At 66.2% G+C, this 12,463-nt stretch carries 12 protein-coding genes; 3 read left to right on the top strand and 9 right to left on the bottom strand.

From position 1 onward, the window contains the following. Window positions 1-6 precede the first annotated feature (6 nt). The 3 genes from trpE to rpe form a co-directional block, all read right to left on the bottom strand. Complete coding sequence (gene trpE, locus C4B30_RS15270; RefSeq protein ID WP_027783436.1) at window positions 7-1,500, bottom strand: anthranilate synthase component I; 1,494 nt, start codon at window positions 1,498-1,500, stop codon at window positions 7-9. A gap of 357 nt (window positions 1,501-1,857) precedes the next feature. Next, window positions 1,858-2,622 (bottom strand): phosphoglycolate phosphatase, encoded by a 765-nt coding sequence (locus C4B30_RS15265; protein WP_027783437.1) that lies wholly within the window; start codon window positions 2,620-2,622, stop codon window positions 1,858-1,860. 4 nt (window positions 2,623-2,626) lie between these two features. Continuing rightward, window positions 2,627-3,313, bottom strand: coding sequence for a ribulose-phosphate 3-epimerase (gene rpe, locus C4B30_RS15260; RefSeq protein WP_011883156.1), 687 nt, complete (start codon window positions 3,311-3,313; stop codon window positions 2,627-2,629). Between the two features lie 177 nt (window positions 3,314-3,490). On the opposite strand from rpe, the gene apaG reads away from it, so the two are divergent. Beyond that, window positions 3,491-3,865 (top strand): Co2+/Mg2+ efflux protein ApaG, encoded by a 375-nt coding sequence (apaG, locus tag C4B30_RS15255; protein ID WP_006477037.1) that lies wholly within the window; start codon window positions 3,491-3,493, stop codon window positions 3,863-3,865. Window positions 3,866-3,879: 14 nt separating this feature from the next. On the opposite strand, the gene C4B30_RS35850 is transcribed toward apaG, so the two are convergent. Then, the gene (locus C4B30_RS35850) at window positions 3,880-4,023 is read right to left on the bottom strand and encodes a hypothetical protein (RefSeq protein ID WP_027783438.1); all 144 of its coding nucleotides are present in this window, start codon (window positions 4,021-4,023) and stop codon (window positions 3,880-3,882) included. 28 nt (window positions 4,024-4,051) lie between these two features. Here C4B30_RS35850 and mltA point away from each other — a divergent pair, with 28 nt between their 5' ends. Next, window positions 4,052-5,176, top strand: a complete 1,125-nt coding sequence (mltA, locus tag C4B30_RS15250; RefSeq protein ID WP_027783439.1) for a murein transglycosylase A — start codon at window positions 4,052-4,054, stop codon at window positions 5,174-5,176. 249 nt (window positions 5,177-5,425) lie between these two features. Here the strand turns inward: mltA and paaK are convergent, their stop codons facing one another. The 5 genes from paaK to paaN all read right to left on the bottom strand — a co-directional run bounded on the left by paaK (window position 5,426) and on the right by paaN (window position 11,050). Then, complete coding sequence (gene paaK, locus C4B30_RS15245; RefSeq protein WP_027783440.1) at window positions 5,426-6,724, bottom strand: phenylacetate--CoA ligase PaaK; 1,299 nt, start codon at window positions 6,722-6,724, stop codon at window positions 5,426-5,428. A 38-nt stretch (window positions 6,725-6,762) separates the two neighbouring features. Further along, complete coding sequence (gene paaI / locus C4B30_RS15240; protein ID WP_012327840.1) at window positions 6,763-7,215, bottom strand: hydroxyphenylacetyl-CoA thioesterase PaaI; 453 nt, start codon at window positions 7,213-7,215, stop codon at window positions 6,763-6,765. A 1-nt stretch (window position 7,216) separates the two neighbouring features. After that, a complete protein-coding gene (gene paaG, locus C4B30_RS15235) occupies window positions 7,217-8,008 on the bottom strand; it encodes a 2-(1,2-epoxy-1,2-dihydrophenyl)acetyl-CoA isomerase PaaG (RefSeq protein ID WP_027783441.1) in 792 nt (263 codons plus the stop codon). Window positions 8,009-8,053: 45 nt separating this feature from the next. Then, a complete protein-coding gene (gene pcaF, locus C4B30_RS15230; RefSeq protein ID WP_027783442.1) occupies window positions 8,054-9,256 on the bottom strand; it encodes a 3-oxoadipyl-CoA thiolase in 1,203 nt (400 codons plus the stop codon). 87 nt (window positions 9,257-9,343) lie between these two features. Beyond that, window positions 9,344-11,050, bottom strand: coding sequence for a phenylacetic acid degradation protein PaaN (gene paaN, locus C4B30_RS15225; protein ID WP_027783443.1), 1,707 nt, complete (start codon window positions 11,048-11,050; stop codon window positions 9,344-9,346). A 128-nt stretch (window positions 11,051-11,178) separates the two neighbouring features. On the opposite strand from paaN, the gene C4B30_RS15220 reads away from it, so the two are divergent. Beyond that, window positions 11,179-11,955 (top strand): enoyl-CoA hydratase, encoded by a 777-nt coding sequence (locus C4B30_RS15220; RefSeq protein WP_027783444.1) that lies wholly within the window; start codon window positions 11,179-11,181, stop codon window positions 11,953-11,955. Window positions 11,956-12,463 lie beyond the last annotated feature (508 nt).

The following is a 12,463-nucleotide window of genomic DNA, read 5'->3' as shown; positions in this document are numbered from 1 at the left end:
CTCCGGTCAGAAGTCGCTATCGAGGCCGTCCTGGACCTGTTCGGCCGCCCGCAGCACCGCGCGCGCCTTGTTCTCGGTCTCTTGCCATTCGGATTCGGGCACCGAATCCGCGACGACGCCGGCCGCCGCTTGCACGTATAGGTTGCCGTTGTGGATCAGGCCCGTGCGGATCGCGATCGCGAGATCCATCTCGCCCGAGAACGACAGGTAGCCGACCGCACCGCCGTACAGCCCGCGCTTGACCGGCTCGAGCTCGTCGATCAGTTCCATCGCGCGCACCTTCGGCGCGCCGGACAGCGTGCCGGCCGGGAACGTCGCGCGCAGCACGTCGTAGTTCGTCATGCCGGGCTTCAGCGTGCCTTCGACCGAGCTGACGATGTGCTGCACGTGCGAGTACTTCTCGATCACCATCTTGTCGGTCACCTGCACCGAGCCGATCTCCGCGATGCGGCCGACGTCGTTGCGCGCGAGGTCGATCAGCATCACGTGCTCGGCGATTTCCTTCGGATCGTTCAGCAGCTCGGTCGCGAGTTCCGCGTCGCGCTCGGGCGTGTTGCCGCGCGGGCGCGTGCCGGCGAGCGGCCGGATCGTGACGATCTGGTCCTCGCCGCGTTTTTCCTGGCGCACCAGGATTTCCGGCGACGCGCCGACCACGTGGAAATCGCCGAAGTTGTAGTAATACATGTACGGCGACGGATTCAGCGAACGCAGCGCGCGATACAGCGACAGCGGATTGTCGCGGTACGGCTTCGTCAGCCGCTGGCCGACCTGAATCTGCATCAGCTCGCCGGCCGCGATGTATTCCTTTGCCTGACGCACGGCGGCCAGATAGTCGTCCTTCCTGAATTCGCGGAACGTCTCGGTGCGCACGCTCGCCGACGTGACGGGCGGCTGCACGGTCGTGCGCAGGCGCTGCTTCAGCTCGCGCAGGCGCTGTTTTGCCTTCGCGTACGCTTCGGGCTGGCCCGGGTCCGCGTAGATGATCAGGTACAGCTTGCCGGCGAGGTTGTCGATCACCGCGACTTCCTCGGTCAGCAGCAACTGAATGTCGGGCAGCCCGAGATCGTCGCGCGGCGCGGTGTTCGCGAGCTTCTTCTCGATATAGCGCACCGCGTCGTAGCCGAAGTAGCCGGCGAGGCCGCCGCAGAAGCGCGGCAGGCCCGGGCGCTGCGCGACCTTGAAGCGGGCCTGGAACGATTCGATGAACTGGAACGGGTCGCCGTCGTGCGTCTCGACGACCTGGCCGTCGCGCACGACTTCCGACACGCCGTTGCGGGTACGCACGAGCGTGCGGGCGGGCAGGCCGATGAACGAGTAGCGGCCGAAACGTTCGCCGCCGACCACCGATTCGAGCAGGAACGAGTTGGCGCCCGCGCGTTCGGGCTGGGCCAGCTTCAGGTAGAGGGACAGCGGCGTTTCGAGATCGGCGAGCGCTTCCGCGATCAGCGGGATGCGGTTGTAGCCTTCGTTCGCGAGCGATTGGAATTCGAGTTCGGTCATGTTCCGGTCCTGTTCGGGACGAGCGGCGCGTGCGCCAGGGATCACTTGACGCTGCGCGGATGGCCGTCGGCGAAAGGGCGGTCGATCGAGAAGTGCCTGTTGCCGGCCGGCACTCCGGGCGTGAACGTCGCGAGCCTGCGGCCGATCCTGAACGCAAGCGTTCGGGCGCGGTGGAACTCGAGGTGGTGCGACGATCGGCGCGCGGATGCGCAGCGAGATAAAAAACGGCGCTGAAGACGTGCTTCAGCGTACCTCATCGAAGAGGTTAGCGCGACCAGCGACGCCAGGGCCAGGCTCCCCGGTCGATGCTGCTCAGACTCCGTTTTTTATTCAGAAACATGCGGATGGAAGAAATAATCAGAAGGTTGGCCGGCCGGCGTTGTGCGCGGAAATTGCGCGAGCCGCGACCAGCAACGAATCGACTATACCATCCGAATTTATCGTTTGTATAGCTTTGCCGTGGTTGTAGCCGTACGGCACCGTCAGCGTCGCCATTCCGGCCGCGCGGCCTGCCAGCGCGTCGTTTTCCGAGTCGCCGATCGCGACCGCGGTGTCCGGCGCGACGCCGAGTGCCTCGCAGGCCGTCAGCATCGGCAGCGGGTCGGGCTTCTTGCGCGCGACGCTGTCGCCGCCCAGCACGATGCCGAAGCAGCCGGCCAGCCCGTATTGTTCGAGCAGCTCGACCGCGAAGCGGTGCGGCTTGTTCGTCACGCACGCGAGCCGGATGCCGGCCGCGCGCAGTGCGTCGAGCCCGGCTGCCACGTCCGGATAGAGACGCGTGTGGCGACCGTTGATCTTCGCGTATTCGGTCTGGTAGATCGCGAGCGCGTCGTCGAAGCGCGCGTGCGCTTCATCGGCCGCGAAGCGCGGCTTCAGCACGCTCTGGATCAGGTGTTCGGAGCCCTTGCCGACGTAGCCGATCACTTCGTCGCGCGACGTGGCCGGCGCGCCGAGCTGCGCGAGCATCCCGTTCAGGCCGGCCGTGAAATCGTCGGCCGTGTCGACCATCGTGCCGTCGAGGTCGATCAGTGCGGCATCGATGCGCGGCGCGGCGAAGCGGATCGCGGCCGCGTCCGTGGCGGCCCCGGCCGGCGCGTGGCCGGCGAACGACGAGTCGGCCACGGCGTCAGCTCCGCTCGACGGTGGCGAGCGCCGCGCGCATCTCGTCGATCACCTTGCGATAGTCGGGCTTGCCGAAGATCGCCGAACCCGCGACGAACGTGTCGGCGCCGGCCGCCGCGATTTCCGCGATGTTGTCGGTCTTCACGCCGCCGTCCACTTCGAGCAGGATCTCGCGGCCCGTGCGTTCGGTGTACGCGTCGATGCGGGCGCGCGCCTCGCGCAGCTTGTTCAGCGTTTCCGGAATGAACGACTGGCCGCCGAAGCCGGGGTTCACCGACATCAGCAGCACGAAGTCGAGGCGGTCCATCACGTGGTCGAGGTAGTTCAGCGGCGTGGCCGGATTGAACACGAGGCCGGCCTTGCAGCCGTGATCGCGGATCAGCGACAGCGTACGGTCGATGTGGTCCGAGCCTTCCGGGTGGAAGCTGATCAGGTTCGCGCCGGCCTTCGCGAAATCGGGCACGATCCGGTCGACCGGGCGCACCATCAGGTGCACGTCGATCGGCACCTGCACGTGCGGGCGGATCGCCTCGCAGACGAGCGGGCCGATCGTGAGGTTCGGCACATAATGGTTGTCCATCACGTCGAAGTGAATCCAGTCGGCGCCGGCGGCGACCACGTTGCGGACTTCTTCGCCGAGCCGTGCAAAGTCGGCCGACAGAATGCTGGGAGCGATGCGGAATTGAGTCATGACAGGGGAGCGGGGACGTTGCGGCGCAAAACCGTCATTCTACCGTCCGGCGACCCGGTGCGCGGCGGCAGGCCGTGCGGTTGCGGCCCGATTGCGCATAGAATGCCGAACCAATGCGGCGCGCCCGCGGCCCGGCCGCTCGAGTCGGCGCGCACGGTTACCTACAGCGGACACATCATGAGTCAGTATCAGTTCACCGTTTCGGTGAAAACCAGCTACTTGCCGGAACAATCCGACCCCGATCACCGTCAATACGCATTCGCGTACACGCTGACCATCCGTAACACCGGGCAGGTCGCGGCGCAGCTGATCGCGCGTCACTGGATCATCACGGACAGCGAGAGCCATGTGCAGGAAGTGAAGGGGCTCGGCGTCGTCGGGCACCAGCCGCTGCTGCAGCCGGGCGAGCATTTCGAATACACGAGCTGGGCCGTGATCGCGACGCCGGTCGGCACGATGCGCGGTGCGTACTTCTGCGTGGCGGAGGACGGCGAGCGTTTCGAGGCGCCGGTCGACGAGTTCGCCCTGCACATGCCGCGCACGCTGCATTGAGCGTGCGGCGCGCGTCAGCGCGGCTGGCGGTCGTTGCGGCGGGCCTGCTTCTTTCTGCCCGACGACGTCCACACGACGATGAAGATCAGCAAGGCAAGCGCTACGAAGGCTTCGAGCGCGAAGATGAGCATCGGATATTGGTCGAGAAAATCTGACATGGCGGTTTCCATCAAGAACGGACATTGTATGTGGTTTGGGCCCCGGCTGGCCGGGTGGATGGCCGCAGCCGCGGCGGCGGCGCTGCTCGCGGCGTGCGGCGGCGCGCCGACGCGAACCTCCGCGCTGAAGCCGCCGACCGGCGCGGCGATCGTGCCGGGGCAGGTCGCCGCGAAGCGGCTCACGCCGGTCGCGTGGCAGCAGGTGCCGGGCTGGCAGGACGATTCGCTGATCGGCGCGGCGGCCGCGCTGCGGCAGAACTGCGCGCGGCTCGCGCGCCAGCCGGCCTGGGCGCGTGCTTGCGCGGCCGCCGACCGGCTCGACGAGCTCGACGTCAGCAGCGCGCGCACCTTCTTCGAAACGTATTTCACGCCCTTCCAGTTCGCGAATACCGACGGTACGCTCGACGGGCTCGTGACCGGCTATTACGAGCCGCTGCTGCACGGGTCGCGCGTGCGCCGCGGCCCCTATCAGTACGCGCTCTATCGCTGGCCGGCCGGCTATCGCGCGGGTGCCGCGCTGCCGGCACGCGCGCAGCTCGAGCGCGCCGGCATCCTGAACGGCAACGAACTCGTGTGGGTCGACGATCCGATCGAGGCGTTCTTCCTGCAGGTGCAGGGCTCGGGTCGCGTGCTGCTCGACGACGGTTCGGTGATGCGGGTCGGCTTCGGCGGCACCAACAATCAGCCGTACCGTTCGATCGGCAAGTGGCTGCTCGATCGCGGTGAGCTGACGCCCGCACAGGCGACGATGCAGGGCATCAAGGCCTGGGCGAAGGCGAACCCGACGCGCGTCGACGCGTTGCTCGACACGAATCCGCGCTTCGTGTTCTTCCGCGACATGCCGACCAAGGAAGATGCGCCGCACGGCGGCGCGGACGGTCCGATCGGCGCGCTCGGCGTCCCGCTGACGCCGGAGCGCTCGATCGCGGTCGATCCGTCGTCGATCCCGCTCGGCACGCCGGTGTTCCTGCAGACCACGCGTCCTCTGACGAATACGCCGATGAACCGGCTCGTGTTCGCGCAGGATACGGGCTCGGCGATCAAGGGCGGCGTGCGGGCAGACTATTTCTGGGGGCTCGGCGATGACGCGGGCGACCAGGCCGGCCGGATGAAGCAGGTCGGCCGGATGTGGCTGCTGTTCCCGAACTCGTGATTTGGGGTGGCGCGGGCTGGCTGGATGGTTGCTCGCGAGCGAGACGCGGCATGGATGGCGCGCCTCGTGCGCGTGGGGCGTGCCGGCCTGATCGCCGGTGTGCCCATGTGATTTCGGTTCGCGTCATGCGGTGCGTGTCGCATCGAACGATGCTTTGGAGTAGCGCAGCCCGATCGGCGTTGGCCGGCCGGGCTGTTTCGTTTGCAGGCACGGATTCGCCGCTGCGCGACGCACGCGCGGCGAGCGACCTCAGCCCTTGCGCTTGTCGACGACGCGGCGTGCCTTGCCGACCGAGCGCTCGATGCCGTTCACGGGCAGCACGTTGATCACGGCCGTCACGCCGATCAGCGACTTGATGTCGTACGCGAGCGCCTGTTTTGCCGCATGGATCGCCGCGGTATCGGGCGCGGTCTCCGGGCACGGCTCGACGTTGAGCGTCAGCACGTCGAGCGGGCCTTCCTTCGTCAGCACGATCTGATAGTGCGGCGCGAGCGCGCGCTGCTTGAGCAACTGTTCCTCGATTTGCGTCGGGAACACGTTGACGCCGCGCACGATCATCATGTCGTCCGACCGGCCGGTGATCTTTTCCATCCGACGCATCGTCCGGGCGGTGCCCGGCAACAGGCGCGTGAGGTCGCGGGTGCGATAGCGGACGATCGGCAGCGCTTCCTTCGTCAGCGACGTGAACACGAGCTCGCCGAGTTGGCCGTCCGGCAGCACTTCGCCGGTTTCCGGATCGATGATTTCCGGATAGAAGTGGTCTTCCCAGATGGTGGGGCCGTCCTTGGTCTCGACGCATTCGGACGCGACGCCCGGGCCCATCACTTCGGATAGCCCGTAGATGTCGACCGCGTCGATGCCCATCCGCTGTTCGATCGCGACGCGCATGTCGTTGGTCCACGGCTCCGCGCCGAAGATGCCGATGCGCAGCGAACTCTGCACGGGATCGAGGCCCTGGCGCTCGATCTCGTCGGCGATCGACAGCATGTAGCTCGGCGTGACCATGATGATGTCGGGCCGGAAATCCTGGATCAGCTGGACCTGCTTTTCGGTCTGGCCGCCGCCGAACGGGATCACGGTCAACCCTGCACGTTCGGCGCCGTAGTGTGCGCCGAGCCCGCCCGTGAACAGCCCGTAGCCGTAGCTGACGTGCACCTTATCGCCGCGGCGCGCACCGGCGGCGCGGATCGAGCGTGCGACGAGATTCGCCCACGTGTCGATGTCGGCGGCCGTATAGCCGACGACCGTCGGCTTGCCGGTGGTGCCCGACGAGGCGTGGATGCGCGAGATCTGGTCGTGCGGCACCGCGAACATCCCGAACGGATAACTGTCGCGCAGGTCGCCCTTGGTCGTGAACGGAAAGCGCGACAGGTCGGCGAGCGTTTTCAGGTCGTCCGGATGCACGCCCGCTTCGTCGAACTTGCGGCGATAGACGGGCGAGTGGTCATACGCGTGCCGGAGCGACCATTTGAGGCGTTCGAGCTGCAGCGCGGTCAACTCGTCGCGTGAGGCGGTCTCGATCGGCTCGAGCGGTAGCGGGGTAGTCATGCATGTCTCCAGTGTTTGTTATGGGCGAGCCGTCGACGTCAGCGGTCTTCCGGAATGACCGTGCCCTTGATCTGGGCGGATTTGCCGCGAAACATCGCGACCGTGTCGCCTGTCTGGTTCGTGACGCGGATGTCGTAGATGCCGTGTCGTCCGGCGCGCGCCTGCTCGATTGCCTCGGCCGTCAGCACGTCACCACCGTGCACGGGGCGCAGGAATTCGATCGAGCAGCCGGCCGCGACCGCATTCAGGTTGTACGAGTTGCACGCGAACGCGAACGTCGAATCGGCGAGCGTGAAGATGATCCCGCCGTGACAGGTCTGGTGCCCGTTCAGGAATTCAGGCCGCACGCGCATCTGCAGGCGGGCGTAGCCGGCGCGTACTTCGGCGATTTCCATGCCGAACGCGCGGCTGCAGGCGTCGGCGTCGTACATGGCCTGTGCGGTGGCGCGGGCGAGCGAATCGGGGTCGAGCGTGGCGGTGGCGTTCGTCATGTCAACGCCCCTCGAAGCGCGGTGCGCGCTTCTCGATGAAGGCCTTCACACCTTCCGCATAGTCGTCCGACCGGCCGAGCTTGCGCTGCAGGTCGCGCTCCAGGTCGAGCTGCTGATCGAGCGTGTTCGTGACGCTGTCTCGCATCGACTGCTTGATCGATGCGATGGCGAGCGTCGGCTGCTGCGCGAGCTGGGTGGCAAGCTGGCGGGCCGTCGCGGCGAGCGCGTCGTCGTCGACCGCACGCCAGATCAGGCCCCACTGTTCGGCCTGTTCGGCGCCGAGCTTGTCGCCGGTCAGCGCGAGCCCCAGCGCGCGTGCCATGCCGACGCGTTGCGGCAGGAACCATGTGCCGCCCGAATCGGGTACGAGCCCGATCTTGACGAAGGCCTGGATGAAGCTGCTCGAGCGGGCGGCGAACACGAGGTCGCACGCAAGTGCGAGATTCGCGCCGGCGCCGGCCGCCGTGCCGTTGACCGCGGCGATCACCGGAATCGGCAGACGCTGGAGGCGGCGGATCAGCGGATTGAAATGCTCGTCGATCAGCGTGCCGAGGTCGGTGGGAGCGCCTGGCGTGAAGTCGAGGTCGGCCAGATCCTGGCCTGCGCAAAAGCCGCGGCCCGCACCCGTCAGAATCAGCGCGCGTGCACCGGCCGCCTCGACTTCATCGAGCGCGGACTGCAGTTCGCGATGCATCGCCCGCGTGAAGCTGTTCAGCTTGTCGGGGCGGTTGAGCGTGACCGTGGCCACGCGCGCGGCTTGATCGATATCCAGCAGGATCGCCTGATAGGACATGCAGTGTCTCCTTCAAGACTTCGTTATAGGCGCGCGGCGCGTCGGTTACACACGTTCGATCGCGAGCGCGATGCCCTGACCGACGCCGATGCACATCGTACAGAGCGCGAAGCGGCCGCCGGTACGCTCGAGTTGATGGAGCGCCGTAGTGACGAGCCGCGCGCCCGATGCGCCGAGCGGGTGGCCGAGCGCGATCGCACCGCCGTTCGGATTCACGCGCGGATCGTCGTCGGCGACGCCGAGCATGCGCAGCACCGCGAGACCTTGCGACGCGAACGCTTCGTTCAGTTCGATCACGTCGAACTGGTCGATGCGCATGCCGAGCTGGTGCAGCAGTTTCTGCGTGGCCGGCGCGGGACCGATACCCATCACGCGCGGTTCGACGCCGGCCGTCGCCATGCCGACCACGCGCGCGCGGCGGCGCAGGCCATACTGGTCGGCCGCCTGCGCATTGGCGAGCAGCAGCGCGCAGGCGCCGTCGTTGACACCCGACGCGTTGCCGGCCGTGATCGAGCCGTCCGGGCGCACAACGCCCTTCAGCTTCGCGAGCGCGTCGAGCGACGTCTCGCGTGGATGCTCGTCGCGCGACACGACGACGGCGTCGCCTTTCTTCTGCGCAATCGTGACTGCGACGATTTCCTCAGCGAGCGTGCCGTCCTGCTGTGCCCGCGCGGCCTTCTGCTGGCTGCGCAGCGCGAACAGGTCCTGATCCGCGCGGCTGATGTGGTAATCGACCGCGACGTTCTCAGCCGTCTCCGGCATCGAATCGACGCCATACAACTGCTTCATCAGCGGATTGACGAAGCGCCAGCCGATCGTCGTATCGAAGATGTCGGCCTGCCGCGCGAACGCGCTCGCGGCCTTGCCCATCACGAACGGCGCGCGCGTCATGCTCTCGACACCACCTGCGATCATCAGGCGCGCTTCACCTGCCTTGATCGCGCGCGCGGCCGTGCCCACCGCATCCATTCCGGAGCCGCACAGTCGGTTCAGCGTCGTGCCCGGCACGGCAGTGGGCAGGCCCGCCAGCAGCGCCGACATGCGCGCGACGTTGCGGTTGTCCTCGCCAGCCTGGTTCGCGCAACCGTAGATCACGTCGTCGATCGCCGCCCAGTCGACGTCGCGGTTGCGCTCGATCAGCGCCATGAGCGGCACCGCGCCGAGATCGTCGGCGCGGACATCTTTCAGGGCGCCGCCGTAGCGGCCGATGGGAGTGCGAATCGCGTCGCAGATGTAGGCGTCTGTCATGAGCGTATCGGTGAGTGACGAACCCGCCGGGTGGCGGATTCGTTCATGGTAGAGAACATGGCGGCGTTTGCACGTCGGCCATTCGGGTTATGCCATTTGGCCAGCTTCCGCAGGTACCGCTTTCGGGGCAACATGGACGCGGCTCTGGACCACGCGGAACCGGTTGGCGACGAATGCCGGGTCGGCCAGCGCGGCATTGGCGGCCGGGTTCGCGCCCGTGCCGTGGAAGTCGGAGAACGCGGCCGACTGATTGACGAATACGCCGCCCGTCAGGTTGATCGACAGCGCGACGCCGCCACGTACCGCCGCGTCGTGTGCGGCGTCGACGATCGCGTCGTCGGTGCTGTAGACGGAGAGGGTCAGGGCGCCATGCTCGGCGGCGATTTCACCAGCCAGATCGAGCGATTGCGCGGTCGAATCGGTTGCGATCACGAACGAGATCGGGCCGAACCACTCCTGCGTGAATTTCTCGCGGTCGGCCACGTCGAGTTGCAGCACGAGGGGCGTGCGCACGCGCGCATCGGGGAAGGCGGGATGCTGGAGGGTCACGCTATCCGCGAGCACGCGGCCGAGTTTGCGCGCGTCGTCGATGCGCGCGGTCACGCCGTCGTTCTGGATCGCGCCGATCAGTTCGACCGAGCGTGCCGGGTCGCCGGTGAGTTTTTGCACGGCAATCGCGATCGCTTGGGCGACTTCGTCGAAGCTCGCGTGGCCGTCGGCCGTCCGGATGCCGTCGCGTGGCACGTAGATGTTCTGCGGCGCCGTGCACATCTGGCCGGAGTACAGCGCCAGCGAGAACGCGATGTTCTTGGCGGCGGCCTTCAGGTCGTCGGTCGAGTCGATCACGATCTGGTTGACGCCGGCTTTCTCGGTGTAGACCTGCGCCTGGTGGGCATGGCGTTCGAGCCACGTGCCGTTCTGCGTGCTGCCGGTGAAGTCGATCAGCTTGATCTCGGAGCGCAGCGCGAGATCCTGGACGAGGGCGCCGTCGTTGGGTTCGGTCGCGAGGAGCGTGACGACGTTCGGATCGAACCCGGCTTCGCGCAGTACGTCGCGAGCGATCCGCACCGTGATGGCGAGCGGCAGGATCGCGCCCGGGTGCGGTTTGACGATCACGGTATTACCCGTTGCCAGATCGGCGAACAGGCCCGGGTAGCCGTTCCAGGTCGGGAACGTGCAGCAGCCGAGCACGACGCCCGTGCCGCGCGGCACGATCGTATAGCGCTTGCGCATCGCGAGCGGCGGGTTCTTGCCTTGCGGCTTTTCCCAGTGCGCATCGGCCGGGATGCGGCGCAGTTCGTCCCACGCATAGGCAACCGCCTCGAGGGCGCGATCCTGCGCGTGCGGGCCGCCCGCCTGGAACGCCATCATGAAGGCTTGCCCCGTGGTGTGCATCACGCTGTAGGCAACTTCGAAGCTTGCACGGTTCAGGCGCGCAAGGATTTCGAGGCTGACGCCGACCCACGCGCTCGGGCCGGCTTCGCGCCACGTGCGCTGCGCGGCGGCTGCGGCAGCGATCAGTGCGTCGGGCGTCGATTTCGGATACCGGATGCCCAGTGCGATGCCGTACGGCGAGCGCTCGGCGCCGACCGTTTCACCGGACGCCGGCTGGTCGAGCACGAAGGTCTTGTCGAGGTGCGACTTGAACGCGGCCTCGCCGTCCGCGCTTGCGCTTTCCCCGTACACTTTGGGGCTCGGCATTTCGGCGAACGGGCTCCAGTACCCGCGGCTCTCGATGGCGGCGAGTGCGTGTTTCAGCGTGTCTTCGTGCTTCGTGAACAGGGCATGGGTCATGGCGGCGGCCTGATGAAGTTGAGAGGGATCGGATCGATTAATTAACCGACCGGTTGGTCGGAGAATGGTAGCATCAAACTATTCGCATGTGCGAGGCGTTTCTCATTTCATTGATCGAGGAGAAAGAGATGGCTTACGAGAACATCCTGGTGGAGACCCGAGGGCGCGTCGGTCTGGTGACGCTGAATCGTCCGAAGGCGCTGAATGCGCTGAACGATGCGCTGATGGACGAGCTGGGCGCTGCGCTGAAGGCGTTCGATGCAGACGACGATATCGGCGCGATTGTCGTGACCGGGAGCGAGAAGGCGTTCGCGGCCGGAGCGGACATCGGCATGATGGCGACCTACTCCTATATGGATGCTTATCGGGGCGACTACATCACGCGTAACTGGGAGACGGTCCGCGAGATCCGCAAACCGATCATTGCCGCGGTTTCGGGCTTTGCGTTGGGCGGCGGCTGCGAGCTCGCGATGATGTGCGACATCATCTTCGCGGCGGACACGGCCAAGTTCGGCCAGCCGGAAATCAAGCTGGGCGTCATGCCGGGTGCGGGCGGCACGCAGCGTTTGCCCCGCGCGGTATCGAAGGCGAAGGCAATGGACATGTGCCTGACCGCGCGCTTCATGGACGCCGCCGAGGCCGAGCGTGCCGGGCTCGTATCGCGCGTGCTGCCGGCCGACAAGCTGCTCGACGAGGCGATTGCCGCCGCGACGACGATCGCCGAGTTTTCGCTGCCGGCTGTCATGATGGTCAAGGAGTCGGTGAACCGCGCGTACGAAACGACACTGGCTGAAGGCGTCCACTTCGAGCGCCGATTGTTCCATTCGTTGTTCGCAACGGAAGACCAGAAGGAAGGGATGGCGGCATTCGTCGAGAAGCGCAAGCCTGTGTTCAAGCACCGCTGATCGGTCGGTGCCGCGATAGGTATCCGGGACGGATTGGTATCGGTCATCGGCGTGATTGCTTCGTGCGCTCTTCAAAAGCCACCGTGCGCGGCGGCGCACGGAGGCTTTTTCAAATTTTCTTCACAAAGGGCTTGCGCGGATGGGGGTGGGTGCTTAGAATCACGCCTCTTTCGCGCTAACGGAAACACGGCGCGGGAGGAAGGGAAGCGGTGCTGGTGAGGTTCGGTGGTAACGAGCCTTGGCGGTGCAGGAAGAGAGCCCCGCAGTCGCAACGATGTAGGTAAAAAGTTGTTGACGAGCTGCGAAACACGGTTCATAATCTCGCTTCTCTGCTGCTGAAAACGCAGCGCTGCCGGGAAACTCCAGGTTTCTCGCAGAAATGCTCTTTAAAAATTAACAGCCGATAAGTGTGGGCGCTTGATGGAAGCGAGCTGATCCTCGGATCAGAAAGCGAAAGTATCAAGAGTCTCACACTAAAGTAAGTCAGGTTTATGAAGTGATTCATATT

The organism is Burkholderia sp. BE12, assembly GCF_002959955.1.
Taxonomy (GTDB): Bacteria; Pseudomonadota; Gammaproteobacteria; order Burkholderiales; family Burkholderiaceae; genus Burkholderia.
The sequence above is the reverse complement of the archived record's forward strand: the minus strand, read 5'-3'. Positions and strand labels throughout refer to the sequence as shown.

Excerpts from the sequence above, each read along its gene's own strand:
- apaG (WP_006477037.1), top strand. The coding sequence starts at position 3,491 with ATGAGTCAGTATCAGTTCACCGTTTCGGTGAAAACCAGCTACTTGCCG.
- trpE (WP_027783436.1), bottom strand. The coding sequence starts at position 1,500 with ATGACCGAACTCGAATTCCAATCGCTCGCGAACGAAGGCTACAACCGC.
- mltA (WP_027783439.1), top strand. The coding sequence starts at position 4,052 with ATGTGGTTTGGGCCCCGGCTGGCCGGGTGGATGGCCGCAGCCGCGGCG.
- pcaF (WP_027783442.1), bottom strand. The coding sequence starts at position 9,256 with ATGACAGACGCCTACATCTGCGACGCGATTCGCACTCCCATCGGCCGC.
- paaN (WP_027783443.1), bottom strand. The coding sequence starts at position 11,050 with ATGACCCATGCCCTGTTCACGAAGCACGAAGACACGCTGAAACACGCA.
- rpe (WP_011883156.1), bottom strand. The coding sequence starts at position 3,313 with ATGACTCAATTCCGCATCGCTCCCAGCATTCTGTCGGCCGACTTTGCA.
- C4B30_RS35850 (WP_027783438.1), bottom strand. The coding sequence starts at position 4,023 with ATGTCAGATTTTCTCGACCAATATCCGATGCTCATCTTCGCGCTCGAA.
- C4B30_RS15220 (WP_027783444.1), top strand. The coding sequence starts at position 11,179 with ATGGCTTACGAGAACATCCTGGTGGAGACCCGAGGGCGCGTCGGTCTG.
- paaG (WP_027783441.1), bottom strand. The coding sequence starts at position 8,008 with ATGTCCTATCAGGCGATCCTGCTGGATATCGATCAAGCCGCGCGCGTG.
- paaI (WP_012327840.1), bottom strand. The coding sequence starts at position 7,215 with ATGACGAACGCCACCGCCACGCTCGACCCCGATTCGCTCGCCCGCGCC.
- paaK (WP_027783440.1), bottom strand. The coding sequence starts at position 6,724 with ATGACTACCCCGCTACCGCTCGAGCCGATCGAGACCGCCTCACGCGAC.